Consider the following 24,637-nt stretch of genomic DNA (forward strand, 5'->3'; position numbering starts at 1 on the left):
TTTCCCGCTTGACCATCTCTTACCGTGGCCTTAAGTGAGCGTCCACCAGATGGCGGAGTAGCTCAGTTGGTTAGAGCAGCGGAATCATAATCCGCGTGTCGGGGGTTCAAGTCCCTCCTCCGCTACCAAAACTTTCCTAGAAAATTCGTAGCAAAGACAGACGCCTAGCGCGGCAGTCATCTGGTCATTTACGGCTTGGCGATGACCACCTCGGTGTTCCAGCGTTTGCACTTTTCCCCCAGATCGCCGGGCAGCGGACGGTCGGTAAAGAACGCGTCCAGTTCCGCCAAAGAGCCAATGCGCGCGGGGGCATTTCGCTGGAATTTCGAACCGTCGGACACAAGGAACGTCTTGCGCGACTGGCGCAGAATGGCCTGGCTGACGCCGACCTCTTGGATGTCGAAGTCCAGAATATCGCCGTCCTCGTCCAGTGCCGAGCAGCCGATGATCGCCAGATCGAATTTGAACTGCGCGATGGCTTGCACGGTCAGGTTGCCGACAAGGCCCCCGTCCGAGCGGCGTAGCGTACCCCCCGCCACAATCACCTGACAGTCGGAATTCTGGCCAAGGATGTTGGCCACGTTCAGGTTGTTCGTCACGATCATCATATCGCGGTGGCGCAGCAGTTCGGCGGCTACGGCCTCGGTGCTGGTGCCGATGTTCAGAAAGATCGAGGCGTTCTCGGGGATGCGCGCGGCGCAGGCCTTGGCGATGGCGTGTTTGGCGTCCGAATGCAGGTAGCGGCGTTCCTCGTAGCCGATGTTCGAGGTGCCCGAAGGCAGGATCGCCCCGCCATGCACACGCTCCAGCCGCCCCGCATCCGCCAGATCGGTCAGGTCGCGCCGGATGGTCTGGAGGGTCACGCCAAAATGCGCGGCAAGCCCCTCGACCGTGACTTTGCCTTCACGGCGGGCGATCTCGAGGATTTCGGGATGGCGTAGGGTTTGGGACATGGCTCTCCTCCGGTAGGTCGCGCGATTATGCGCGGTTTTTTTCGTTATTCAAGGAATCAGCGGCGAATCAGGTTCGAATCATGCGTGCAGGGGTTTGCGCGCGCAGAAATCCTGTTCTGCGCTGCGGAAATTTGGAAATTTGTCACGGAATTGTCATATGATTTCATGTGGTTATTCAAAAGCGAACACAAACGAACATTCTGGCTTTCTTTTTGATGCGCTCAGGGCTAGCTTTTGCCTCGAACCGAAGGGCGGTTGAGGGAGGACCCTGTGTCGGGAACGGACGAAACCCAGCAGATTTACGATCTGTTCATCATTGGCGGCGGCATCAACGGGTGCGGCATTGCGCGTGATGCGTCGGGCCGTGGTCTGAGCGTTGCGCTGGCCGAGATGGGCGATCTGGCTTCGGCGACGTCGTCGTCCTCGACCAAGCTGTTTCATGGCGGCCTGCGCTATCTGGAGTATTTCGAGGTGCGTCTGGTCCGCGAGGCCCTGATCGAGCGCGAAGTCCTGCTGAAGGCGATGCCCCATATCAGCTGGCCGATGCGCTTTGTGCTGCCCTACCATCAGGACATGCGGTTCGAGAATTCGACCCCGACCTCGCGTCTGCTGAACACCTTTATGCCGTGGATGAAGGGGCGCCGCCCCGCGTGGCTGATCCGTCTGGGTCTGTTCATGTACGACACCCTTGGGGGCCGTCAGATCCTGCCCGGCACCACCACTGTTGACCTGAAGGCCGGCCCCGAGGGCGCGCCCCTGCAGGACCGCTTTGAAACCGCGTACGAATATTCCGACTGCTGGGTCGAGGATTCCCGTCTGGTGATCCTGAACGCCCGCGATGCCGAGGCGCGCGGTGCCCAGATCATGACCCGCACCAAGGTTCTGTCCTGCGAGAGGAACGGTGGCCAGTGGCATGTTACGGTTCAGGATGTCAATTCCGGTATTGTCCGTAACTTCCGCGCCAAGATGCTGGTGAACGCCGGTGGCCCGTGGGTGGGCGACATCATTCACGGCAAAATTCGCTCGAACAGCACCGAGGGCGTGCGTCTGGTTCGCGGCAGCCACATCGTGACCCGCAAGCTTTACGATCACGACAAATGCTATTTCTTCCAAGGCACCGACGGGCGCATCATTTTCGCGATCCCGTACGAGCAGGACTTTACCCTGATCGGTACCACCGACGCCGAGCATAGCGATCCCTCGATCAAACCGGTTTGCACCGACAAAGAGCGGGATTACCTGCTGGCCTTCGCCTCGGACTACTTCAAGCAGCCGGTCACGCAGGACGACATCGTCTGGACCTATTCGGGCGTGCGTCCGCTTTATGATGACGGGGCCAGCAGCGCCACCGCGGCCACACGAGACTATACGCTGAAGGTCGATGCGCAGGGCGGCGCGCCCGTGCTGAACGTCTTTGGCGGCAAGATCACAACCTATCGCCGACTCGCCGAAAGCGCGCTGGAGCACATCCAGAAACACTTCCCCAAGGTCAAGGGAACGTGGACGGCAGGGGTGCCTTTGCCCGGCGGGAATTTCGCGGTGGCGGACGTGGATCGCTTGATCGCTGATCTGCAAAAAGAATTTCCGTTCCTGACCGTCTTTTGGGCGCGTCGTCTGATCCGCGCGTATGGGTCAGAGGCATCAGAGGTGCTGGGTCACGTTCGGGATGCCGTGCAACTGGGGCGTGACTTTGGGGCAACCTTGACCGAGGCTGAGGTTCGCTGGCTGATGGAACGCGAATACGCGCAAACGGCAGAGGACGTCATTTGGCGGCGGAGCAAATTGGGTCTGCGGATGACGGCCGAACAGGTCGCGGCGTTGGATCAGTGGATGAAGGACGTTCGGGGGGAGGGAGCCGCTGAGGCGGCCCAGTAACCCAACCGGACGAAGGGAGGAGAAAGAGATGGCTCTCGCTCTTGAGCGGGTCTCCAAGGTCGTGAACGGCCAGACCCATATACACGAGACGGATCTCGTCTTGCAGCCGGGCACGATGAACGTGCTTCTGGGGCCGACCCTGTCGGGCAAGACATCGCTGATGCGTCTGATGGCGGGGCTGGATGTGCCGACCTCGGGGCGGATTCTGTGGAATGGTCAGGACGTGACCGGTATGCGCGTGCAGGACCGCAAGGTCGCCATGGTGTACCAGCAGTTCATCAACTACCCGTCGATGACCGTGTACGACAACATCGCCTCGCCGCTGAAGCTGATGGGGAAATCCTCGTCCGAGATCGACGCAGCGGTGAAAAAGGCCGCTGACCTGATGAAGCTGACCCCCATGCTGCAGCGCAAGCCGCTGGAACTGTCGGGCGGACAGCAGCAGCGCTGCGCTCTGGCGCGGGCCCTTGTGAAAAACGCGGGTCTGGTGCTGCTGGACGAACCTCTGGCGAACCTTGACTACAAGCTGCGCGAAGAGCTGCGGATCGAGATCCCCAAGATATTCGAAGAGTCGGGCAGCATCTTTGTCTACGCGACAACCGAACCCGAAGAGGCGCTGCTGTTGGGCGGCAACACTGCCACCCTGTGGGAAGGCCGCGTGACCCAATTCGGGCCGACTCCGACCGTCTATCGCCAGCCCGTCGATGCGACCACGGCCCGCGTGTTCAGTGACCCGCCGATGAACTTCTTGCAGATCAGCAAGACCGGCCACGTTCTGATGTTCGGCAAGGGCCAGAAAACCCCTGCGACCGGTGCTTTGGCGAACCTGCCCGACGGCCGTTACATCGCGGGCTTTCGTCCCAACCATGTCGAGATCGGCAAGCACACGGCGGATGCGGTGAAGTTTACCACCAACCTCGTTGTGACCGAACTGACCGGCTCGGAGACCTTTGTTCACTTGGATCACCACGGCGACAAATGGGTGGGGCTGGTGCACGGGGTGCACAACCTGACGCTTGGCGCGCCGCTGGATGTCTATCTGGACCCCAGCCACGTCTACATCTTTGGTGAAAACGGACAGCTGGTGGCGCCTGCCGCCTATGCGGTCGCAGCGTAAGGAGCGGGAAAGATGGCGAAAATTACCCTCGATAATCTGGCGCACTCCTACCTGCCGAACCCCACCAGCGAAGACGATTTCGCGCTCAAGCAGCTGGACCACGATTGGGTCGACGGCGAGGCTTATGCCCTGCTGGGATCGTCCGGTTGCGGCAAGTCCACCCTGTTGAACATCATCTCGGGCCTGCTGACCCCATCGCAGGGGCGCATCCTGTTTGACGGTGTGGACGTAACCCACGCCCCCACCGCCGAGCGGAACATCGCGCAAGTGTTCCAGTTCCCCGTGGTCTACGACACCATGACCGTGCGCGAAAATCTGGCCTTCCCGCTAAAGAACCGCGGTGAAAAGCCCAGCTATATCGCCAGCCGCGTCAACCAGATCGCGCAGATGATCGGCATGGAGACCGAGCTGGATCGCAAGGCGCGCGGCCTGACCGCTGATGCTAAGCAGAAGATCAGCCTTGGCCGTGGCATGGTCCGCGAGGACGTGAACGCCCTGCTGTTCGACGAACCGCTGACCGTGATCGACCCCCACATGAAGTGGGAACTGCGCACCCAGCTGAAAAAGCTGCACCACGAATTCGGTCACACCATGATCTACGTGACCCACGACCAGACCGAGGCACTAACCTTTGCCGACAAAGTGGTGGTCATGTATGACGGCCGCGTGGTTCAGATCGGCACCCCCGAGGAGCTGTTTGAAACCCCCGAGCATACGTTCGTGGGCTATTTCATCGGCTCGCCGGGGATGAACGTGATCCCCGCCAAAGTGGATGGCGACAAGGCCTATATCAACGGCAGCTATGTGCAGCTGGGACGTGGCTACGGCCCCCTGAATGGCAAGATCGAAATCGGCGTGCGTCCCGAATTCGCGACCCTGTCCGACACCGATGGCCTGCCCGTGAAAATCCGCCGGATCGAGGACGTGGGCCGCCACAAGATCATCCGCGCCGAGTTCTTTGGCAACGACATCAACATTATCGCCAGCGAGGGCACCCCGATCAGCGCGGATATGAACCGCGTCAGCTTCGACCCCGCCCACGTCAACGTCTACGCCAACGACTGGCGCGTCAAAGGGGAGGCCGCCTGATGGAAAAGACAGTCAACCAAAAGGCATGGTTCCTTGTCCTGCCGGTGCTGCTGCTGGTGGCGTTCTCGGCGGTGATCCCGTTGATGACCGTGGTGAACTATGCGTTTCAGGATACCTTCGGGAACAACGTCTTCTTCTGGGCCGGTCTGACCTGGTTCGAAGAACTGATAGAATCGGATCGTATGTGGGCGGCACTGGGCCGTCAGGCGATCTTCTCGGCGATCATTCTGGCGATCGAGGTGCCGCTTGGCATTTTCGTCGCCCTGAACATGCCGAAAAAGGGCTTCTGGGCCAGCTTCTGTCTGGTGCTGATGTCCCTGCCGCTGCTGATCCCGTGGAACGTGGTGGGCACCATCTGGCAGATCTTTGGCCGCGTGGACATTGGCCTGCTGGGGTACACCCTCGATAAACTGGGCATCAGCTACAACTACACTCAGGACTTCTATGCCGCTTGGATCACCGTGATCGTGATGGACGTGTGGCACTGGACCTCGCTGGTGGCGCTCTTGGCTTATGCCGGTCTGCAATCGATCCCCGACGCCTATTATCAGGCGGCCAAGATCGACCAGGCCAGCCGCTGGAACGTCTTCCGCTACATCGAGCTGCCCAAGATGGCCGGTGTTCTGATGATCGCGATCCTGCTGCGCTTTATGGACAGCTTCATGATCTACACCGAGCCGTTCGTTGTGACCGGCGGCGGCCCCGGCAACGCAACCACCTTCTTGTCGATCGACCTCGTGAAGATGGCTTTGGGGCAATTCGATCTGGGTCCGGCAGCAGCCTTCTCGCTGATGTACTTCCTGGTGATCCTCTTGATTTCGTGGGTGTTCTACACCGTCATGACCAACCTTGATAAGCGGGAGGGCTGATCCAGTGGCCGACATGACCGTCAATCAATCCGCCGTCCGCAGCAAACCTGCTGTCAACGTAAACACCCGCGCCATCGTGATGGGCCTCTACCTCGTGTTCCTGATCCTGCCGATCTACTGGCTGGTGAACATGAGCCTGAAGACCAACACCGAGATCCTGAGCAGCTTCTCGCTCTGGCCCCGTGATCTGACGTTCCAGAACTATGCGACGATCCTGACCGATCCCAGCTGGTACATGGGCTACGTGAACTCGCTGATCTATGTGGTGATGAACACCCTGATCAGCATCGTGGTGGCGCTGCCCGCAGCCTATGCGTTCAGCCGCTACAGCTTCATGGGGGACAAGCACCTGTTCTTCTGGTTGCTGACCAATCGCATGGCGCCGCCTGCCGTGTTCGCGCTGCCCTTCTTTCAGCTTTATAGCTCTGTCGGACTGTTCGACACCCACATCGCCGTGGCGCTGGCGCACTGCCTGTTCAACGTGCCGCTGGCCGTTTGGATCCTCGAAGGGTTCATGCGCGGTGTGCCCAAGGAAATCGACGAGACCGCCTATATCGACGGTTACAGCTTTGGCCGGTTCTTCATCAAGATTTTCATCCCCCTGATCGCCAGTGGCGTGGGTGTGGCAGCGTTCTTCTGCTTCATGTTCTCTTGGGTGGAACTGCTGTTGTCGCGCACGTTGACCTCGGTCGTGGCCAAGCCCATCGCCGCCACCATGACCCGTACCGTGTCCGCATCGGGCATGGACTGGGGTGTGCTGGCCGCCGCCGGTGTGCTGACCATCGTTCCCGGTGCGCTCGTGATCTACTTCGTCCGCAACTACATCGCCAAGGGCTTTGCCCTGGGCCGCGTATAACCCCCGAAGAAAGGAGACCATACAATGGCTTGGATGGCTTGGACGTGGCAAACCGCCGCCTTCTTCGGGATCATCGCCGCACTGCTGATCACCTTTACAGTGCTGGCCATCAAATTCCCCGAGACGCCCCGCACGGGCGTCCTGCGGATCGAGACGACGCGTGGGGACCGCTTGTTCATCACGCTACTGGGCTCGGCCTTCATCAACCTCGCTTGGCTGGGGTTGGTGGGCGAAAACCAGCCCTACGCGCTGGGTGTTTGCCTTGTGTATGCCTTTGCGGTCTTCCGCTGGGTCTAATGGCTGACACCTGCCAGCGGCAACGACCGCTGGCCCATCAGTAGAAACGGTTCAATTAGGGAGGAAACTATGAACCCGTTTTTCAAATCCACCACCGCACTGGGGATCGCTCTGACCCTGCTGTCCGGCCCCGCATTCGCGGACATGGACGCAGCGAAGAAATTCCTGGACGAGGAAATCGGTGATCTGTCCGCGCTGAGCCGCGCCGATCAAGAAGCCGAAATGCAGTGGTTCGTCGATGCCGCGCAGCCGTTCGCCGGCATGGAGATCAAAGTCGTCTCCGAGACCATCACCACCCACGAATACGAATCCAAGGTTCTGGCGCCCGCCTTTACCGCGATCACCGGTATCAAGGTCACCCACGACCTGATCGGCGAAGGTGACGTGGTCGAGAAGCTGCAGACCCAGATGCAGTCCGGCCAGAACATCTATGACGGCTACATCAACGACTCTGACCTGATCGGTACCCACTGGCGTTACCAGCAGGCCCGCAACCTGACCGACTGGATGGCAGGCGAAGGCGCTGACGTGACCAACCCCGGTCTGGACATCGACGATTTCGTCGGCAAGCAGTTCACCACCGGCCCCGATGGCAAACTGTACCAGCTGCCCGACCAGCAGTTCGCGAACCTCTATTGGTTCCGCTACGACTGGTTCAACGACGAAAAGACCAAAGCGGACTTCAAAGAAAAGTACGGCTACGATCTGGGCGTTCCGGTCAACTGGTCGGCCTATGAGGACATCGCCGAATTCTTTACCGGCCGCGACATGTCCTATGCGGGTGGCCCCGAAAAGGTCTATGGCAACATGGACTACGGCAAGAAAGACCCGAGCCTTGGCTGGCGCTACACCGATGCGTGGATGTCGATGGCTGGCATGGGCGACAAGGGCGAACCCAACGGTCTGCCCGTCGATGAATGGGGTATCCGCGTCAACGAAAACAGCCAGCCCGTCGGTTCCTGCGTGGCCCGTGGCGGCGCAACCAACGACGCGGCAGCCGTTTACGCTGTGACCAAAGCGATCGAATGGCTCCAGAAATACTCGCCGCCCGCAGCCGCAGGCATGACCTTTGGCGAGGCCGGTCCCGTTCCCGCACAGGGCGAGATCGCGCAGCAGATGTTCTGGTACACCGCCTTCACCGCCGACATGGTCAAAGAGGGCCTGCCCGTCATGAACGAAGACGGCACCCCCAAGTGGCGCATGGCTCCCAGCCCGCACGGCGTGTACTGGGAAGAAGGCATGAAGGTTGGCTATCAGGACGCCGGTTCCTGGACCCTGATGCAGTCGACCCCCGTGGATGCTGCCAAGGCAGCATGGCTCTATGCGCAGTTCGTCACCTCCAAAACTGTGGACGTGAAGAAATCGCACGTCGGTCTGACTTTCATCCGCGAATCCACCATTCAGCACCCCTCGTTCACCGAGCGCGCGCCGAAACTGGGTGGTCTGGTGGAATTCTACCGCTCGCCCGCACGGGTCCAGTGGTCGCCCACCGGTACCAACGTTCCTGACTACCCCAAGCTGGCTCAGCTGTGGTGGCAGAACATCGGCGACGCAATGTCGGGCGCCAAGACCCCGCAAGAGGCCTTGGATGCGCTCTGCGCCGATCAGGAAAAAGTGCTGGAGCGTCTGGAGCGCGCAGGCGTTCAGGGCGACATCGGTCCCAAGCTGAACGAAGAGCAGGACCCCGAGTACTGGCTGTCGCAGCCGGGCTCGCCCAAGGCCAAGCTCGAGAACGAGCGTGAAGAGCCCAAGACCGTCAGCTACGACGATCTGATCGCAAGCTGGAAGTAATTTCCTCCCCGGGCGGGGCCGCATTTGGCCCCGCCCAACCCGTTTGCATTTTTCCTAATATTTCGAGACAGTTCCCACGGGGAAACTTCCGCGCCAGAGGAGGGTTGCGATGACTTATATTCTCGCCATCGATCAGGGGACCACGTCCAGCAGAGCCATCCTGTTTGACAGCGAAATGAAGCTTCGCGCGACAGCCCAAGAGGAATTCCCCCAGCATTTTCCGAAATCGGGCTGGGTCGAACATGATCCTGCCGACATCTGGTCCACCACCGCCGGAACCGCGCGAGAAGTGATCGAGCGCGCAGGTATCAGCGCCACCCAGATCGCCGCCATCGGGATCACCAACCAGCGCGAAACCACGCTGGTCTGGGACAAGACCACCGGCCAGCCCGTTTATAACGCCATCGTCTGGCAGGACCGCCGCACCGCCGACTATTGCCGCGAGCTGCGCGACGCCGGCCACGAAGAGATGTTCACCGACCGCACCGGCCTGCTGCTGGACCCCTATTTCTCGGGGACCAAGCTGAAGTGGATTCTGGATAACGTCGACGGGGCCCGTGACCGCGCCCGCGCGGGCGAGCTGCTGTTCGGCACCGTCGATTGTTACCTGATCTGGAAGATGACCGGCGGCAAATCCCACGTGACAGATGCCACCAACGCCGCCCGCACCCTGTTGTACGATATCCGCAAGGGCCGCTGGTCGCAGACCATTTGCGATCTGATGGACATCCCCATGCAGATGCTGCCCGAGGTCCGCGATTGCGCCAGCGATTTCGGTATGACCCGCGCCGATCTGTTCAGCTGCGAGATCCCGATCCTCGGGGTGGCGGGGGACCAGCAGGCGGCGACCGTGGGGCAGGCGTGCTTCCAGCCGGGGATGATGAAGTCCACCTATGGCACCGGTTGCTTTGCCCTGCTGAATACCGGCGACACGCCGGTCCGCTCGCAGAACCGTCTGCTGACCACCATCGCCTATCAGCTGGACGGCAAGCCGACCTATGCGCTGGAAGGCTCGATCTTTATCGCGGGGGCGGTGGTGCAGTGGCTGCGCGACGGGCTGAAGATCATCCGCAATGCCGCCGAAACCCAACCCTTGGCCGAGCAAGCCGATCCCCAGCAGGACCTGATCCTTGTGCCCGCGTTTGTGGGCCTTGGGGCGCCCTACTGGAACGCGGAATGCCGCGGCGCGATCTATGGGCTGACCCGTGGTTCTGGCCCCGCCGAATTCGCCAAGGCCGCGCTAGAGAGCGTCGGCTTCCAGACCCGCGACCTGCTAGAGGCGATGACCGCCGATTGGCAGGGCCACGAAGGGGCAGGCACCCTGCGCGTCGATGGCGGCATGAGCGCCAGCGACTGGGCCATGCAGTTCCTGTCGGACATCATCGGTGCGCCGGTGGACCGCCCGACTGTGCTGGAAACCACCGCGCTGGGGGCCGCTTGGCTGGCCGGGATGCGGGCAGGGGTCTACCCCGCCATGGAGGACTTCGCGAAAACATGGGCGGTCGAGCGCAGCTTTGCCCCCGCGATGGACGAGGCCACCCGCGAAACGAAATACGCCGCGTGGAAGCGCGCCGTTCAGGCCACGATGAGCGTCTGATGCAGTTCGCTCTGGCCGCCCCCGCTCGCATCGAATTTGGCCGAGGCAAAGCTGCGCTGGTCGCGCCTGCCGTGGCGGCCTTGGGTCAGCGCGTCTTGCTGGTGCGCGGACGGTCGGTCGATTGGGCCGATCAGCTGGAGCGGGACATCGCGGCGGCTGGCGCGGCGGTGACAGTGGTTTACAGCGCTGGCGAGCCTGACCTGCCGCTGCTGCTGGGCTTGGTCGATCAGGCCCGCACCGCGCAGGTGGATGCTGTGGTGGGCGTGGGCGGTGGCTCCACGCTGGATCTGGCCAAGGCTTTGGCCGCTCTGGTGCCCGCCCCCGCTGGCCCCATGCGATACCTAGAGGTCGTCGGAGAGGGTAAACCCCTAGAGGCCGCCCCGCTGCCCTTTGTAGCGGTGCCCACAACGTCTGGCACGGGGGCCGAGGTGACCAAGAACGCCGTCATCGGCATCCCCGAGGCCGCCCGCAAAGTCAGCCTGCGCGATGACCGGATGCTGGCTGATCTGGCCGTGATCGACCCTGCCCTGACCGACGGCTGCCCGCGCAGTGTGACGCTGGCCTCTGGCCTAGATGCGGTGGTGCAGGTGATCGAGCCCTATCTGTCGTCCCGCGCCACCGTGCTGACCGATGCCCTCTGCCGCGAGGCGATCCCGAGGGGGCTGTCCGCGCTGGTCCGCCTGATGCAGGCCGAGGACCTCGCCGCCCGCGATGATCTGGCGCTGACCAGCGTCTATGGCGGTCTGGCGCTGGCGAATGCCGGTTTGGGGGCGGTTCACGGGGTGGCAGGCGTGCTGGGGGGCACCACCGGCATCGCCCATGGCGTTCTGTGCGGCCGCTTCCTGTGCCCTGTTCTGCGCGACCACGAAGGGGCCGAGGACCTGCCCGAAACCACCCGCGCCCGTCTGACACAGGTGAAATTATGGATAGGTCAGGCCCTGTCAGTGCCCGAAGAACAGGCAATTGACGCGCTGGAGCAGTGGATGGACGCCGCCGGACTGCCCCGACTGGCCGACCTGACCCCCGAGGCACCGGATGCGGCCAATGTGGCCTCTGCGTCGGCTATGTCCTCTTCAATGAAGGGAAATCCGGTAACAATCCCCCATTCGCGCCTGACCGAAATGGTGCAAAAAGCATTTACTTAAGGTCATATCGCAATCCGGTCTTTGCGAAGATATAACCCCATTACGCTAATCTCAGGATAGTTGGTGACGTTAGTTCGATATGTCACGGACGTCCTGTTCCACTTATGATTGGCGCCTCTTTTCCTTCGACGATCCGCCCGAAAAGCAAACATTCGATGGAAAGTAACAAAACATGGTCCAAATGATCTCTCGCCCCGCCGCCTCTGAGCTGGTGCACGGCGAATGGGAGAACGTGAATGCGCTGGAGGCGCTGAACGTTCTGTCGAACCCCGTTATGATCGCTGACAGCGAACTGGTCATCCGCTTTGTCAACGATGCCGCCTACAAGATGTTCGAGGCCATAGAAGGGGCGATCCGTCAGGATTTGCCCCATTTTCAGGCCCGCGATGTGTTGAACAAGTCGATCGACCAGTTCCACAAAAAGCCCGAATACCAGCGCCGTCTTGTCGGCGGGATGACCAGTCCGCATGACGGTAAATTCTCGATCGGGGGGAAACACCTGAGCTTCCGCGCGACGCCGAATTTCGACGGGGCGGGCAATGTCGTCTCGATCTTTGTCGAGTGGAAGGACCAGACCGATCTGATCGAGGCGCAAAAACAGGTCGAGCTTCTGATTAACGGCGTGGTCACCATGTCCCGCGCCCATAGCGAAGGCATGATCAACGAGGTCATGTCGACCGAAGGGCTGGACACCGAATACGCCGCCATCGCCGAACAGGTGAACGAGATGGTGCGCGGCCACCTCGACACGCAGGAAACCCTGATCAACGCGATGCGCAACTTTGCCGAAGGGGACTTCGACTTTGCGATGGCTCGCCTGCCCGGTGACCGCGCCAAGATCACCGCAGCCGTTGAAGAGGTGCGCGGCGCCTTCCGTACCGTGATCGGAGAGATCGAGCAGGTCTCGCAGGCGATCGTGGACGGTGCGCTGGACCGTGAAATCGATCCGCAGCGGTTCCGTGGCTCTTACCGCTCGATCATGGAGGCGCTGGAGCGCGCCTACGAAGGCCTGAACATCACGATCCACGAGATCAACGAGCAGATCAGCCAGATTTCCGTGACCATCTCGCAGATCAGTTCGTCGGCCAATTCGCTGTCGGGCGACGCGCAGTCCCAGTCCACCGCGATCGAACAGATTTCGGCCACGACCGAGCAGACCGACCAGATGGTGCGCAGCAACGCGGATTCCAGCGCCTCGGCCAGCAAGGTGGTCCGCACGGCGCGGGGGATTGCGACCGAAGGCCAGCAAAAGATGACTGACATGGTTCACGCCATGCAGGACATCCGCTCGGCCTCTCAGGACATCGCCAAGATTATCAAGGTCATCGACGAAATCGCGTTCCAGACCAACCTGCTGGCCCTGAACGCCGCGGTCGAGGCTGCGCGGGCCGGTGAGCATGGCCGCGGGTTTGCGGTGGTCGCCCAAGAGGTGCGCAATCTCGCGGGGCGGTCCGCTCAGGCGGCGAAGGAGACCTCTGATCTGATCGAAAGCTCGGGGAACAAGGTGCGGACCGGCGTTGCGCTGGCGGATGAAACCCAGACGGCATTTGGTACCCTGACTAGCGATATCGAAAAGATCGACGGCCTGATGGCAACCATCGCTATGAGCAGCTCCGAGCAGGCCAAGGGAATCACCCAGATCAGTCAGGCGGTCAATGACATAACCAAAAGCAGTATGTCTGTGACCAACCAATCGGACGAATTGGCCGCTGCTGCTGCGGAAATGGAGGCCTCGACCCAGTCGGTCAAAGCCCAGATGCAACGGTTCCGTTTGCGCAGAAGGCAAAAGGCGACCACCGAAATGCCCAATCTGAATGGAATTACGCCAGAGATTATGGCTCAGATACAGGCAATGTTGATGCGCTCCGGTCGCTAGGTTTCCAATAATGCAATCAATAGCAAGGGCGCTTTTTTGGGCGCCCTTTCGCCTGAAAATGGGCGATTGGCTCAGAGGATTTGAGTAATTTCGTTGACGGTGTATACTTTATTTGCGGGCTATATATTGCAATTTTGCAAAACATTGTATTACTGGAATGTAGCTCGCCTCAATTCGGACATAACTATGAAGTAGCTGTGTCCGGACTGCTTGGGGGACTGTATTTTCAGTTCCTACCTTGTGAGTGCGCGGAAATTTTAGCCGGGATTACATTTGGTCATGGAAAATTGGAACGATTTGCGTATTTGCCTCGCCCTGCACCGTTTCGGGACCATGTCCGCTGCGGCTGATTATCTGGGGGCGAACGTGGCCACTGTCTCGCGCCGGGTGCACAAACTCTCTGAACAAATGGGAGAGCCGCTTTTCACCAAAAAAGGTGTGATCTGGACGGCGACCCCCTATGCGCTGGAAATCATTTCCTGGGCCGAGCAGACCGAAGGGCGTCTGGCACGCTTGTCCAAAGCCTCCGGCTGCAAGCGTGCCCTGCTAAAGGTGGACGCAGGCCTGCGCGCCTCGCCGGTGATGGGTGAACTGGCGCTTTCGATGGCGCGGATGCAGAACGGGTCGGTGACCTTGGTTGGCGACAACACGGCCCTGACCGATGCGGATCTGGTGATGCACCTGACGACCGACAGTCGGGATTCGGGTGATCTGGTGGGGCTGCAAGTTGGCACATCCCGGCGCGCTGTCTGGTGCGGTGCGAACTTCCAGAGCGACATTCGTGACTGGGTCATGTTGCTGGACACCCGTGGGGATGACCGGCTGCATACGGCGCTGCGCCACGCTTACGGCGCGCCCAAACTTTCGACGGATGATGGCACGGCCATCGCCCCGCTGCTGAAAAAGGCCCCCTATGCGGCCATTCTGCCAATGGATTTCGCGGCCCATTGCGGGGGATTGCGGCTGATGGGCGGCTTCCCGACCCTCGAGGAAGAGGTCTATCTCTATGTGCCGCGGGTGATGATCAACGAGCCGACAGTCGTCGCTGTGATCGAGGCCGCTAAACGCGCCTATGATGAGGAGCGCGAAGTCATGGTTCTGCCCCAGAGGCCGGTCGTCAGGGCTGGCTGAGCGCCTTGTTCCGCAGCATCGCGTGGCGCCGGCGGGACCCACTGCGGGCGGCGAGCGTGATTGCGATCTCTAGGCCGGTCGGGTTGATGTGATCCTTGTTCAGAAACGCATCGATATCGCAGGTTTCAATGACATTGGCGTTCTGGGGATCCGGCAGGCTAGAGGCCAAAACGATCCCGACGCAGCTTGCCTCTCCGCTAGAGCGTCTGATCTGGTGGATCAGATCGCAGCTTAGGGCGCCCTCGACGCAGGCGTCCAGAATGAGCACCCGTTCGACGTCCCCCGAAGCCTGTCGGTGGTTAAAGAAATCCTCGGACGTCTCAAAAGGCTGCACCTGATATTTACCGGATTTCAAAAGCCATCGGGTCAATATCTGCAGGTGCAGGGCGTCGTCTTCGATAATGGAAATAAGCATAACAACAATATCTGTGAGCGGTACAGTGGGCCGTTGCATACATGAAAAGTACTCAAGGTTGTATGGAAAATGGCCCGAGTTGTATACAGGGTAGGGAATACCTGCCAGACAGGCGGTTAATCGCCGCCGTTCATGCGCGTCGGATGGGCCTTGGCGGTTTCCAGCAGGATCGAGACGAACGCCCGCTGCTCGGCCGAGGTCATGGTCTGATCCCGCATCGACACGCCGACGGGGCCCCCCAGCAAGTCGCCCTCTAACTGAAGGGTGGCGAGCGTGCCTGCCTCAAGCTCCGCGCCGACCACCCCGTGGGAAATGAACCAGATCACGTCGGACTGCTGCACCACGCGGCGCCCAAAGGCGAGCGAGACGTTCTCGAATTTCGGGGTCACGTTGGTCAGGCCGATGGAGTGCAGATAGGACCGCACCGAAGAGGCGATCACCGCGCCCGACGGGGGCAACATCAGGGGGTAATCCCCCAGCTCCCGTAGGTCCCAATCGCGGCGGGTCAGGGGGTGGCCAGGGCGCACAACGGGGACCACCTTTTCGGAATAGAGCTGGCGAAAGGTCAGCCCCTCAACCGCGCCAGCGGGGGGCATCCGGCCGACGATCATGTCCAAAGCGCCTTCGCGCAGTTGGGACAGCAGCATCCAGTTTGGGCCGGTGGTGACGCGCAGCAGGCATTCGGGGTGGATTTCCGCCAGACGCAGCGCGGCTTCGGGCAGCAAAAAGGTTGCGGCGGTTGGCAGGGCACCGACAGACAGGCGGGACGGGGCACGAGGGGCCTCTCGGACCAGATCCTGCGCGCGCTCCAGATCAATCATCGCGGCGCCCGCGTGCTGCTGGAACAGCTTGCCCGCAGTGGTCAGCGCCAGCCTGCGCCCGCTGCGGTCAAATAGGGGAACCCCTAGAATATCCTCTAACTCCTTGATCGTCTTGGAGGCCGCGGGCTGACTGACGTGCAGCGTGGTTGCCGCCGCCGACAGGCTGCCAAGGCGCGCGGTTTCCAGAAAGCAGTGGATGTGGCGCATCCGGATGTGTGGGTCGATCATTTCATAACTCTGGGGTTATGTGACTTTTCTCAACTTATAATTTTCATGACAGCGTTCCCGTGTCAAATACCTGCGAAGGGAGATTCTTATGCAGACAGTTTTGTTCGATCAGATGATGCTTCATTTCCGCGACGAAGGTCCGCGGGATGGCCGCGTGGTGATGTTTGGCAACTCGCTCGGGACCGATCTGCGGGTCTGGGACCTGCTGCTGCCCCTGCTGCCCCAAGGTCTGCGTATCGTCCGCTTTGACAAGCCCGGTCACGGCCTGAGCGATTGCCCCGAGGCGCCCTATGCCATGGACGAACTGGTGCGCGACGCCGAAAATCTGGCCGAGCATCTGGGGCTGAAGGACATTACCTTTGTCGGTCTGTCGATCGGGGGTCTGATCGGGCAGGGCTTTGCGGCCAAGCGTCCCGATCTGGTCAAAGCGTTGGTCCTGATGGATACCGCAGCCCAGATCGGCACCAATGACATGTGGAACACCCGCGTGAATGCGGTCCGCAAGGGCGGCATTGAATCGCTGGCAGACCCTATTCTGGAACGCTGGTTCGCCCCGACCTACCGCAACGGCCAGCCCGCGCAGATGGCCGCGTGGCGCAACATGCTGACCCGCACCCCCGCCGAGGGGTACATCGGCTGCTGTCAGGCCATCGCTGCGGCTGACCTGACCGAAAGCACCCGCGCCCTGACCCTGCCCGTGATGGCGATGGCGGGCGATCAGGACGGCAGCACGCCCCCCGCGCTGGTTCAGGCGACGGCGGAACTGTGCAACGCCGCGTTCCACATCATCGAAGACGCGGGCCATTTGCCCTGCGTCGAGCAGCCCGAAGTGGTTGCCAAACTGATTACTGAATTTCTGGAGGCCACCGCATAATGTCTGACCGCTACGACAACGGCATGAAAGTCCGCCGCTCGGTTCTGGGAGACGCCCACGTAGACCGCGCCGAGGCCAACAAAACCGATTTCGATCTCGCATTCCAAAGCCTGATCACCGAAAGCGCATGGGGCACCGTCTGGGCCTCGGACGGCATTTCCCGCCGCGAACGCTCGATGATCACGCTGGCGCTCTTGGCAGCGACCGGCAACTTTGAAGAGATCCCCATGCATATCCGGGCCACTGCCCGTACCGGCGCAAGCAAGCGCGACGTTCTGGAGGCCTTCCAGCATGTTGCCATCTACGCCGGGGTCCCGCGCGCGAACCATGCCTTGAAATTGGCGAAAGCCACTTATGCCGAAATGGAGGCGGCATCTGATGACTGATCTAGGCCCGCTTATTCCGCGGAACCGCGAGGCGCACCCGCCTGCGTATGACCCCGCATATAAAACAACTGTTTCCCGTTCCCCGAACCTGCCTTTGCTGTCGATGGAATCCGGCCTCTCCGAGGAAACCGGCCCCACCTTCGGCCACAACAAGCTGGGTGCACTGGACAACAACCTGATCCTGAACTGGACCAAGGGCGCAGCCCCCGCTGTGGGCGAACGCATCCTGATGCACGGCCGCGTTCTGGACGAGAACGGCCGCGCCGTTCCCAACACCCTGATCGAGATCTGGCAGGCGAACGCCGGTGGCCGTTATCGTCACAAGAAAGACGGCTATCTGGCGCCGCTGGACCCGAACTTTGGCGGCTGTGGCCGGACCATCACCGATGAAAACGGTGGCTACCAGTTCCTGACCGTCCGTCCCGGGGCTTATCCCTGGCCGAACCGCGGCAACGACTGGCGTCCGATGCACATCCACATTTCGGTCTACGGTCACAGCTTTGGCCAGCGCCTGATCACCCAGATGTATTTCGAAGGCGATCCGCTGATCAACCTGTGCCCCATCGCCGCGACCATCAAGAACCGCAGCCAGCTCGACCGTCTGGTCGCTCCGCTGGACATGAGCGCGTCGCGTCCGCTGGACTTCTTGGCGTACAAGTTTGACATCGTTCTGCGCGGCCGCCGCCAGACCATGTTCGAGAACAAGCTGGAGGGTATGTAAGATGGTACAAAAGCTGGATTATCTGGTTGAAACCGCTTCGCAAACCGCTGGCCCCTACGTCCATATCGGCCTGATGCCCACCTATGCGGGCAACGCTGGCTACTATGACGAAGAGATCGCCACCAGCCCCATCGCCGATGGCGCCAAGGGCGAAGTGATCGAGATCGTGGGTTCCGTGTTCGACGGCACCGGTTGGGCGCTGCGTGACGCGCTGCTGGAAAGCTGGCAGCCCGACGCGGCTGGCAAGTTCGCCGGCCAAGAGGGCGCAGACCCCGCAGTCACCGGCCACTGCCGTTTCGCTGCGGACGCGGACTCGGGCGAGTTCACCCTGCGCACCGTCAAGCCGGGTCAGGTTCCGGCCCGTGGTGGCGGGTTCTCGGCTCCGCATATCTCGCTGTGGATCTGCGCGCGTGGCATCAACATCGGCCTGCAAACCCGCATCTACTTCGAGGACGAGGACAACAGCACCGATCCGCTGCTGGCCCGCATCGAACAGCGTCCCCGCGTGGACACGCTGATCGCGAAAAAGACCGCCGACGGCAAATACCGCTTCGACATCCGCCTTCAGGGCGAAGGCGAGACGGTTTTCCTCGACATCTAAGTCATTCGGGGCGTCCATACGTGGGCGCCCCTCTGCATGAAAGACGCGAACATGACCAAACCCTGCATTATCTGCGTGGCCATCACCGGCTCGCTGCCGACCAAAGAGAACAACCCCGCAGTGCCGATCACTGTGGCAGAGCAGATCGAAAGCACTCAGGAAGCTTTCGAGGCTGGCGCAACCATCGCCCACTGCCACGTGCGTGACGACGAAGGCAAGCCGACCTCGGACCCCGAGCGTTTTGCGCGTCTGAAAGAGGGTCTGGAAAAGCATTGCCCCGGCATGATCGTGCAGTTGTCGACCGGTGGCCGTTCCGGTGCGGGCCAGACCCGTGGCGGTATGCTGCCCCTGTCGCCCGACATGGCGTCGCTGTCGGTTGGCTCGAACAACTTCCCCACCCGCGTCTACGAGAACCCGCCGGAACTGGTCGATTGGCTGGCCTCCGAGATGGTGAAATATGGCGTGAAGCCCGAGATCGAGGCGTTCGACCTGAGCCACATTCTCAAGGCCGCCGACATGTTCAAGAAGGGCCAGATCGCGGAAACCCCCTACGTCCAGTTCGTGATGGGTGTGAAAAACGCGATGCCCGTGGACCGCGATGTCTTTGATTACTACATCAAAACTGTGCACCGCCTGTTCGGCGAGGATGCCAACTGGTGCGCCGCCGGTATCGGTGCCCACCAGATCACCCTGAACGACTGGGCCGTGTCCTCGGGCGGTCATGCCCGCACTGGTCTGGAAGACAACGTCCGCATCGACCGCGACACACTGGCACCCTCGAACGCGGCACTGGTGCAGCGCGTGGTTGATCTGTGCGACAAGTACGAGCGCCCCGTTGCCACTTGGCAGCAAGCGCGTGAAATGCTGAACCTCAAGGTCCCCGCAATCGCATGACCCCGACCCCTTTGACTGGCGCCGTGATGGCGCCGCTCTATGGCGATATGCAGGCCACCGCCCTTCTGTCAGAAGAGGCGGTCGCCGCGCATATGGTCGCCTTCGAGATCGCCTTGGCCCGCGCGACCGAGGCTGCTGGCCTGACCGAAACCGGCAGTGCTGACGCAATCGCTGCGGCTCTGGACGGGTTCGACGCGGACCTGACCGGATTGGGGCAGGGGACCGCATCCGCTGGTGTGCCCGTGCCTGCGCTGGTCGCGCAACTGCGCGGCGCGTGCGGCGAGGCGGGGCAGGCTCTGCACTGGGGCGCGACATCCCAAGACGTGGTGGACACCGCGACCGCGATGGCCCTGCGCGATGTGCTGGACCTGTACGCGGGCCGCGTGTCTGTTCTGATCGACGCGCTTCAGCAGCAGTCCGAAGCATTCGGCGACGTGGTCATGGGCGGGCGCACCCGTTCGCAAGTGGCGACCCCGATCACCTTTGGCATGCGGATCGCCACTTGGGCCGCGCCGCTGATCGCGCTCGAGGCAGAACTGCCCGCGCTCAAGTCTCGTATCGCACGGGTCCAGTTCGGAGGAGCCGCAGGCAACAATCTGGCCGTGGCACCCCACGGGGCAGACATCGCCGCGACCTTGGCGTCTGAATTGGGCCTTGGCGCTGCAATTCAGTGGCACGGTGATCGCAGCGCGGTCATGGCCGTGGGTGCTTGGGTGGGCCGCTTGACCGCAGCTCTGGCCAAGATGGCGGGCGACCTGATCCTGATGGGCCGGTCCGAAGCCGCCGAGGGCAAGGCAGGCAAGGGCGGCGGATCGTCGACCATGCCGCAAAAATCCAACCCCGTCGCGTCCGAGGCGATCGTTACCCTGAACGCCTATGCCACCGCGCTGAACCCCATGCTCGCTATGGCGGCCAGCCCCGCAGAAGAGCGGGACGGCGGCCGTTGGGCGATGGAATGGTTCGCCCTGCCGCAAATCCTGATCGCGGGGGCAGCTGCCCTGCGTCACGGGGCCGATCTGGCCGCGACCCTGCAAGCCTTCCCCGACAACATGGCGCGGATGCTGGACGCAAACGGCGGCGCGATCATGTCCGAGGCCGCCAGCTTTGCCCTTGCCGTGCACATGCCGCGGGCCGAGGCGCAGACGCTGGTGAAGGATGCTCTGAAACTGGTGAACGGGCAGGGCAAAACCCTGACCGAAGCCCTGTCCGAAATCGGGCCCGACGGGATCGACTGGGTGCAAATCCTTGATCCCCGTCAGGCCATCGCGCCGTCGCAGGCGCAGGCAAAGGCGATCTTTGCCAATCGAACCAACTCTTTGGAGGAGACGAAATGAACAAAGTGTATGGCAGCGCGGCCGAGGCCCTTGAGGGTCTTTTGCGCGACGACATGCTGATCGCGGCGGGGGGCTTTGGCCTCTGCGGGATTCCCGAACTCTTGATCGATGCGATTGTGGAAAGCGGCGTCAAAGGGCTGACCGTTGCCTCGAACAACGCCGGTGTGGACGGGTTTGGCCTTGGTAAACTGCTGGATACCCGCCAGATCAAGAAAATGATGAGCTCTTATGTGGGCGAAAACGCGGAATTCATGCGTCAGTACCTGTCGGGCGAGCTGGAGCTGGAATTCAACCCGCAGGGCACCTTGGCCGAGCGGATGCGCGCTGGCGGCGCCGGCATCCCCGGTTTCTACACCAAAACCGGTGTGGGCACCGTGATTGCCGAAGGCAAAGACGTGAAAATCTTCAACGGTCAGGAATACATCATGGAAGAAGGCATTTTCGCCGATCTTTCCATCGTGAAAGCCTGGAAAGCGGACGAGACCGGCAACGCGATTTTCCGCAAGACCGCCCGCAACTTCAACCCGCCCGCCGCGATGTGTGGCAAGATCTGCGTGATGGAGGTCGAGGAAATCGTCCCCGCAGGCAGCCTTGACCCCGACCACATCCACCTGCCCGGCATCTACGTGCACCGCCTGATTCAGGGTGACCACGAGAAGCGGATCGAACAGCGCACCGTGCGCAAGAAGGAGGCCTGATATGGGTTGGGATCGCAATCAAATGGCCGCCCGTGCGGCGCTGGAGCTGGAAAACGGCACCTATGTGAACCTCGGGATCGGCATCCCGACGCTGGTTCCGAACTTCATCCCCGAGGGCGTGCAGGTCGTTCTGCAGTCGGAAAACGGGATGCTCGGCATGGGCCCGTTCCCCTACGAGGGTGATGAAGACCCCGATCTGATCAACGCGGGCAAGCAGACCATCACCGAACTGCCCGAGACCAGTTATTTCGATTCGGCCACCAGCTTTGGCATGATCCGCGGCGGCAAGATCGCAGCGGCGATCCTTGGCGCGATGGAAGTGGCTGAAAACGGCGATCTGGCGAACTGGATGATCCCCGGCAAGCTGGTCAAAGGCATGGGCGGCGCGATGGATCTGGTGGCCGGCGTGGGCCGCGTGGTCGTTGTCATGGACCACACCAACAAACACGGCGAGTCGAAGGTGCTGAAGGCTTGCACTCTGCCCCTGACCGGCAAGTCGGTTGTGGACCGCATCATCACCAACCTCGGTGTTCTGGACGTGGTCGAAGGCGGCCTGAAGCTGGTCGAACTGGCAGACGGCGTCACCGAAGAGGAACTGCGCGCCGCGACCGAAGCGACGATTGTGAATTAACGAGTTCTGCACAAGTTTCCGTGCACTAAGGGGGCCTCCGGGCCCCCTCTTTTTTACTCTTCCTCGTCGGAAGAACCGGAAATGCGGACGGTGCGGGATTTGGCTTTACCGACCTCGGCGATGGCGACGTTGATGCCCTTGTCCTGCATACGGCGCAGGTCCTCGGGGGCGATGTTGTCGTCCACGATCACCGCATCGAATTCCGTCAGCGAGGCAAAGCTGTGCAGTGCGCGGTGGTTGAACTTGGTGTGGTCGGCCAAGAGGATGCGTTTGTCCGCGCATTCCAGCATGGCGCGCTTGGTTTCGACCATCTCGGGCGACTGGTGATAGACCACGTCATTGGCGATCGCGGACATAGACACGAAGACCGTATCGGCGCGAACCTGCGCGATCTGGCTGCGGGTCATCCGGCCCATAAAGGCGTTACACCAGTTATAGAATTGCCCGCCCAAAGCGATCAGCGCGATGTCGCGAACCTCTTTCAACTCGTTGATCATCAGCAGCGAATTGGTCAGCACGGTCAGAGGCGTCTTGCTTTCCAGCAGCTCGACCATCTGCCAGACGGTCGTCGAGTCATCGAGGAAAATCGCCTGACCGGGTTCGACGAACTCCATCGCTTTGGCGGCGATGGCGCGCTTTTCGGCCACTTGGCGGGACGAGCGGTAGATGTCGCTGCTTTCGATCAGGTTCGTCGGCGCGGCGGACACGATCCCGCGGGTTTTCCGCAACAGGCCCAGACTGACCAGCTCATCCAGATCGCGGTGGACGGTCATCAGGCTGATGCCGAAACGGTCTGTCAGGTCCTCGATCCGCATGGTGCCTTCGGCCATCACGGCCTCGGTGATCATCTTGCGGCGCTCCAGCTGACGGGCCTGACGGCTGTCGGCGGGCGTCTTTTCGGCCATCAAACGATCAAAGGCGGTGTCGGTGCTAGACGGGATCTTGGACATGGGATGCTTCTCTTGATTAACCCCCATTAGAGCGAAAGTGCAGCTAAGGCAAAGACTGTGGTGCCGGTCCCTGCTGAAATGCGCAGAAAACCCTGCGCAGATGCAGGGAAGCGGGTGAAAAAGGGGCTTGGTGCGCGTGTTTGCGCTGACATTCCCGTGAACTTTGCAACTGCAGCATCTACCCGCGACAGAATGCATACTACCTGTACGTAGATAGTTCACGCGCCGCATTCCGTCGCAAACCTTTGATATAAGAAGCCGAGATCGGGTCACCTCATGAGAACACTCCCCAATTTTTCCAGACCGCGCAGATTAGCCCTTGGGGCGGCGCTGTTGTTGGCGTGCGCTGCGCCTGCATTTGCCCAGATGGCTCCGGGTGGGGCCTCCAAAACCAAGGTTGGCGTGATTGAACTGACCGAGGCCAAGGTGCCCTATCAGGTGACGTTGCCGGGACGTGCGGTTGCGTTTGAGCAGACCGACATCCGCCCCCGCGTCGAAGGCGTGATCGAGGAAATCGTCTATACGCCGGGCGCGCCCTTGCAGGTCGGGGATCTGATGTACCGGATCGAAGGCGCCTCTTACGAGGCAGAGCTGGCCGCCGCCGAGGCGGCTTTGGCCGGTGCCAAGGCCAGTGTGCAGTCGGCCACGGCCACCGCTGAACGCTATCGCAAACTCGACGGGGTGGGGGTGACCCGCGAGGATGTAGAGAGCGCAGAGGTGGCGCTGATGCAGGCCGAGGCTGACCAACGCTCGGCCGAAGCGTCGCTAAAGACCGCGCAGCTGAACGTGGACCGTACTGAAATCCGCGCGCCCATTCAGGGTGTGCCCGAAGTGTCGGAATTCTCGGTCGGGGCGCTGGTAACGGCCAACCAGTCGGACGCGCTGACCACGCTGACCCGCTTGGACCCGATCTATGTAGACCTGACTGAATCCAGCGCGCGCCTGCTGCGCACCCGTGAGCGCATCGCGGACGGCCAGCTGAAGATGGGCGACAAACTGGACGTGTCGCTGACGCTGGAAAACGGCCAGAGCTATGACATCAAGGGGTCTCTCGTCAGCCCCGGTCGTCTGGTGTCCTCGACCACGGGGTCGGTGGATTTCCGGATGCAGTTCGATAACCCCGATAACCTGATCATGCCTGGCATGTTCCTGCGCGCCAACGTGACCGTTGGTGAGACCGACGCGGTTCTGGTGCCTCAGCGCGCCACCGACCGCAGCGCCACCGGCAAGCTGACCGCCTTTGTCGCCAAGGATGGCAAGGCCCAGCAGGTCACGCTGACTTCTGCAGGCACCTACCAGAACGCTTGGGTCGTGACCGATGGTGTTTCGGCGGGCGACATGCTGATCGTGGACGGCCTGAAAAACCTGCGCGCCGATGCCGAGGTGGAAACCGTTGCCGTGACCATCGACGCGGATGGCGTTGTGACCGATGCGGCGCCGGAAACCTCTGACGCGGCGGCTGAACCCGCCCCCGCAGCGGAGTAAGCT

The 24,637-nt window shown here is 61.5% G+C and carries 24 protein-coding genes and 1 tRNA gene; 21 read left to right on the forward strand and 4 right to left on the reverse strand.

The features are described 5' to 3' along the window. Positions 1 to 51 precede the first annotated feature (51 nt). Positions 52 to 128, forward strand: a tRNA-Met gene (locus HJ536_RS14375). Positions 129 to 188: 60 nt separating this feature from the next. On the opposite strand, the gene HJ536_RS14380 is transcribed toward HJ536_RS14375, so the two are convergent. Beyond that, a complete protein-coding gene (locus HJ536_RS14380; protein WP_176855467.1) occupies positions 189 to 953 on the reverse strand; it encodes a DeoR/GlpR family DNA-binding transcription regulator in 765 nt (254 codons plus the stop codon). A 270-nt stretch (positions 954 to 1,223) separates the two neighbouring features. Here HJ536_RS14380 and glpD point away from each other — a divergent pair, with 270 nt between their 5' ends. The 11 genes from glpD (at position 1,224) to HJ536_RS14435 (ending at position 14,596) form a co-directional block, all read left to right on the forward strand. Continuing rightward, positions 1,224 to 2,828, forward strand: a complete 1,605-nt coding sequence (gene glpD / locus HJ536_RS14385) for a glycerol-3-phosphate dehydrogenase (protein WP_177158241.1) — start codon at positions 1,224 to 1,226, stop codon at positions 2,826 to 2,828. Between the two features lie 28 nt (positions 2,829 to 2,856). Continuing rightward, the gene (locus HJ536_RS14390; protein WP_176855469.1) at positions 2,857 to 3,945 is read left to right on the forward strand and encodes an ABC transporter ATP-binding protein; all 1,089 of its coding nucleotides are present in this window, start codon (positions 2,857 to 2,859) and stop codon (positions 3,943 to 3,945) included. Between the two features lie 12 nt (positions 3,946 to 3,957). Next, positions 3,958 to 5,034, forward strand: a complete 1,077-nt coding sequence (locus HJ536_RS14395; RefSeq protein ID WP_177158242.1) for an ABC transporter ATP-binding protein — start codon at positions 3,958 to 3,960, stop codon at positions 5,032 to 5,034. After that, positions 5,034 to 5,903 (forward strand): carbohydrate ABC transporter permease, encoded by an 870-nt coding sequence (locus tag HJ536_RS14400; protein ID WP_177158243.1) that lies wholly within the window; start codon positions 5,034 to 5,036, stop codon positions 5,901 to 5,903. The genes HJ536_RS14395 and HJ536_RS14400 overlap by 1 nt, the downstream gene beginning before the upstream one ends. 13 nt (positions 5,904 to 5,916) lie before the next feature. Then, on the forward strand, positions 5,917 to 6,759 hold the full coding sequence (locus HJ536_RS14405; RefSeq protein ID WP_194245708.1) for a carbohydrate ABC transporter permease: 843 nt from the start codon (positions 5,917 to 5,919) through the stop codon (positions 6,757 to 6,759). A 24-nt stretch (positions 6,760 to 6,783) separates the two neighbouring features. Beyond that, positions 6,784 to 7,056, forward strand: a complete 273-nt coding sequence (locus HJ536_RS14410) for a DUF2160 domain-containing protein (RefSeq protein ID WP_176855473.1) — start codon at positions 6,784 to 6,786, stop codon at positions 7,054 to 7,056. A gap of 69 nt (positions 7,057 to 7,125) precedes the next feature. Beyond that, complete coding sequence (locus HJ536_RS14415) at positions 7,126 to 8,847, forward strand: ABC transporter substrate-binding protein (protein WP_177158245.1); 1,722 nt, start codon at positions 7,126 to 7,128, stop codon at positions 8,845 to 8,847. Positions 8,848 to 8,956: 109 nt separating this feature from the next. Beyond that, the gene (glpK, locus tag HJ536_RS14420) at positions 8,957 to 10,444 is read left to right on the forward strand and encodes a glycerol kinase GlpK (protein ID WP_177158246.1); all 1,488 of its coding nucleotides are present in this window, start codon (positions 8,957 to 8,959) and stop codon (positions 10,442 to 10,444) included. Beyond that, the gene (locus tag HJ536_RS14425; RefSeq protein ID WP_228028736.1) at positions 10,441 to 11,589 is read left to right on the forward strand and encodes an iron-containing alcohol dehydrogenase; all 1,149 of its coding nucleotides are present in this window, start codon (positions 10,441 to 10,443) and stop codon (positions 11,587 to 11,589) included. The genes glpK and HJ536_RS14425 overlap by 4 nt, the downstream gene beginning before the upstream one ends. Positions 11,590 to 11,761: 172 nt before the next feature. Continuing rightward, positions 11,762 to 13,465 (forward strand): methyl-accepting chemotaxis protein, encoded by a 1,704-nt coding sequence (locus HJ536_RS14430; RefSeq protein ID WP_176855477.1) that lies wholly within the window; start codon positions 11,762 to 11,764, stop codon positions 13,463 to 13,465. Positions 13,466 to 13,744: 279 nt separating this feature from the next. Beyond that, a complete protein-coding gene (locus tag HJ536_RS14435; RefSeq protein ID WP_177158248.1) occupies positions 13,745 to 14,596 on the forward strand; it encodes a helix-turn-helix domain-containing protein in 852 nt (283 codons plus the stop codon). Here HJ536_RS14435 and HJ536_RS14440 read toward each other — a convergent pair. Both HJ536_RS14440 and pcaQ read right to left on the reverse strand, forming a co-directional pair. Beyond that, entirely contained in the window at positions 14,583 to 15,011 is a 429-nt protein-coding gene (locus HJ536_RS14440; protein WP_177158249.1) for a response regulator, read from the reverse strand. The two genes, HJ536_RS14435 and HJ536_RS14440, sit on opposite strands and share 14 nt — an antisense overlap. Positions 15,012 to 15,127: 116 nt before the next feature. After that, on the reverse strand, positions 15,128 to 16,060 hold the full coding sequence (gene pcaQ / locus HJ536_RS14445; protein ID WP_176855480.1) for a pca operon transcription factor PcaQ: 933 nt from the start codon (positions 16,058 to 16,060) through the stop codon (positions 15,128 to 15,130). An 88-nt stretch (positions 16,061 to 16,148) separates the two neighbouring features. On the opposite strand from pcaQ, the gene pcaD reads away from it, so the two are divergent. Genes pcaD through HJ536_RS14485 form a run of 8 tightly spaced genes read left to right on the forward strand, consistent with a single transcriptional unit; the run spans position 16,149 to position 22,199 of the window. Then, on the forward strand, positions 16,149 to 16,934 hold the full coding sequence (gene pcaD, locus HJ536_RS14450; protein WP_176855481.1) for a 3-oxoadipate enol-lactonase: 786 nt from the start codon (positions 16,149 to 16,151) through the stop codon (positions 16,932 to 16,934). Next, entirely contained in the window at positions 16,934 to 17,320 is a 387-nt protein-coding gene (pcaC, locus tag HJ536_RS14455; RefSeq protein ID WP_176855482.1) for a 4-carboxymuconolactone decarboxylase, read from the forward strand. Before pcaD ends, pcaC begins: the two co-directional genes overlap by 1 nt. Then, entirely contained in the window at positions 17,313 to 18,041 is a 729-nt protein-coding gene (gene pcaH, locus HJ536_RS14460) for a protocatechuate 3,4-dioxygenase subunit beta (protein WP_176855483.1), read from the forward strand. The genes pcaC and pcaH overlap by 8 nt, the downstream gene beginning before the upstream one ends. A 1-nt stretch (position 18,042) precedes the next feature. After that, the gene (pcaG, locus tag HJ536_RS14465; RefSeq protein WP_176855484.1) at positions 18,043 to 18,642 is read left to right on the forward strand and encodes a protocatechuate 3,4-dioxygenase subunit alpha; all 600 of its coding nucleotides are present in this window, start codon (positions 18,043 to 18,045) and stop codon (positions 18,640 to 18,642) included. Between the two features lie 51 nt (positions 18,643 to 18,693). Continuing rightward, positions 18,694 to 19,536 carry a 3-oxoadipate:acetyl-CoA acetyltransferase gene (locus HJ536_RS14470; protein WP_177158250.1) on the forward strand — a complete coding sequence of 281 codons (843 nt, stop codon included), beginning with the start codon at positions 18,694 to 18,696 and terminating at the stop codon, positions 19,534 to 19,536. Next, positions 19,533 to 20,870: a lyase family protein gene (locus HJ536_RS14475; protein WP_177158251.1), complete on the forward strand. Its 1,338-nt coding sequence runs from the start codon at positions 19,533 to 19,535 to the stop codon at positions 20,868 to 20,870. Before HJ536_RS14470 ends, HJ536_RS14475 begins: the two co-directional genes overlap by 4 nt. Then, the gene (locus HJ536_RS14480) at positions 20,867 to 21,568 is read left to right on the forward strand and encodes a CoA transferase subunit A (protein WP_176855087.1); all 702 of its coding nucleotides are present in this window, start codon (positions 20,867 to 20,869) and stop codon (positions 21,566 to 21,568) included. Before HJ536_RS14475 ends, HJ536_RS14480 begins: the two co-directional genes overlap by 4 nt. Before the next feature lies 1 nt (position 21,569). Continuing rightward, a complete protein-coding gene (locus tag HJ536_RS14485) occupies positions 21,570 to 22,199 on the forward strand; it encodes a 3-oxoacid CoA-transferase subunit B (protein WP_176855086.1) in 630 nt (209 codons plus the stop codon). 53 nt (positions 22,200 to 22,252) lie between these two features. Here the strand turns inward: HJ536_RS14485 and HJ536_RS14490 are convergent, their stop codons facing one another. Beyond that, positions 22,253 to 23,149: a DeoR/GlpR family DNA-binding transcription regulator gene (locus HJ536_RS14490; protein ID WP_176855487.1), complete on the reverse strand. Its 897-nt coding sequence runs from the start codon at positions 23,147 to 23,149 to the stop codon at positions 22,253 to 22,255. Between the two features lie 366 nt (positions 23,150 to 23,515). Between HJ536_RS14490 and HJ536_RS14495 the strand changes: the two genes are divergently transcribed. Next, complete coding sequence (locus HJ536_RS14495) at positions 23,516 to 24,634, forward strand: efflux RND transporter periplasmic adaptor subunit (RefSeq protein ID WP_228028731.1); 1,119 nt, start codon at positions 23,516 to 23,518, stop codon at positions 24,632 to 24,634. The last annotated feature ends 3 nt before the right edge of the window (positions 24,635 to 24,637 follow it).

Origin of the sequence: Donghicola mangrovi, assembly GCF_013377535.1 — a bacterium.
Lineage (GTDB): Bacteria > Pseudomonadota > Alphaproteobacteria > Rhodobacterales > Rhodobacteraceae > Donghicola > Donghicola mangrovi.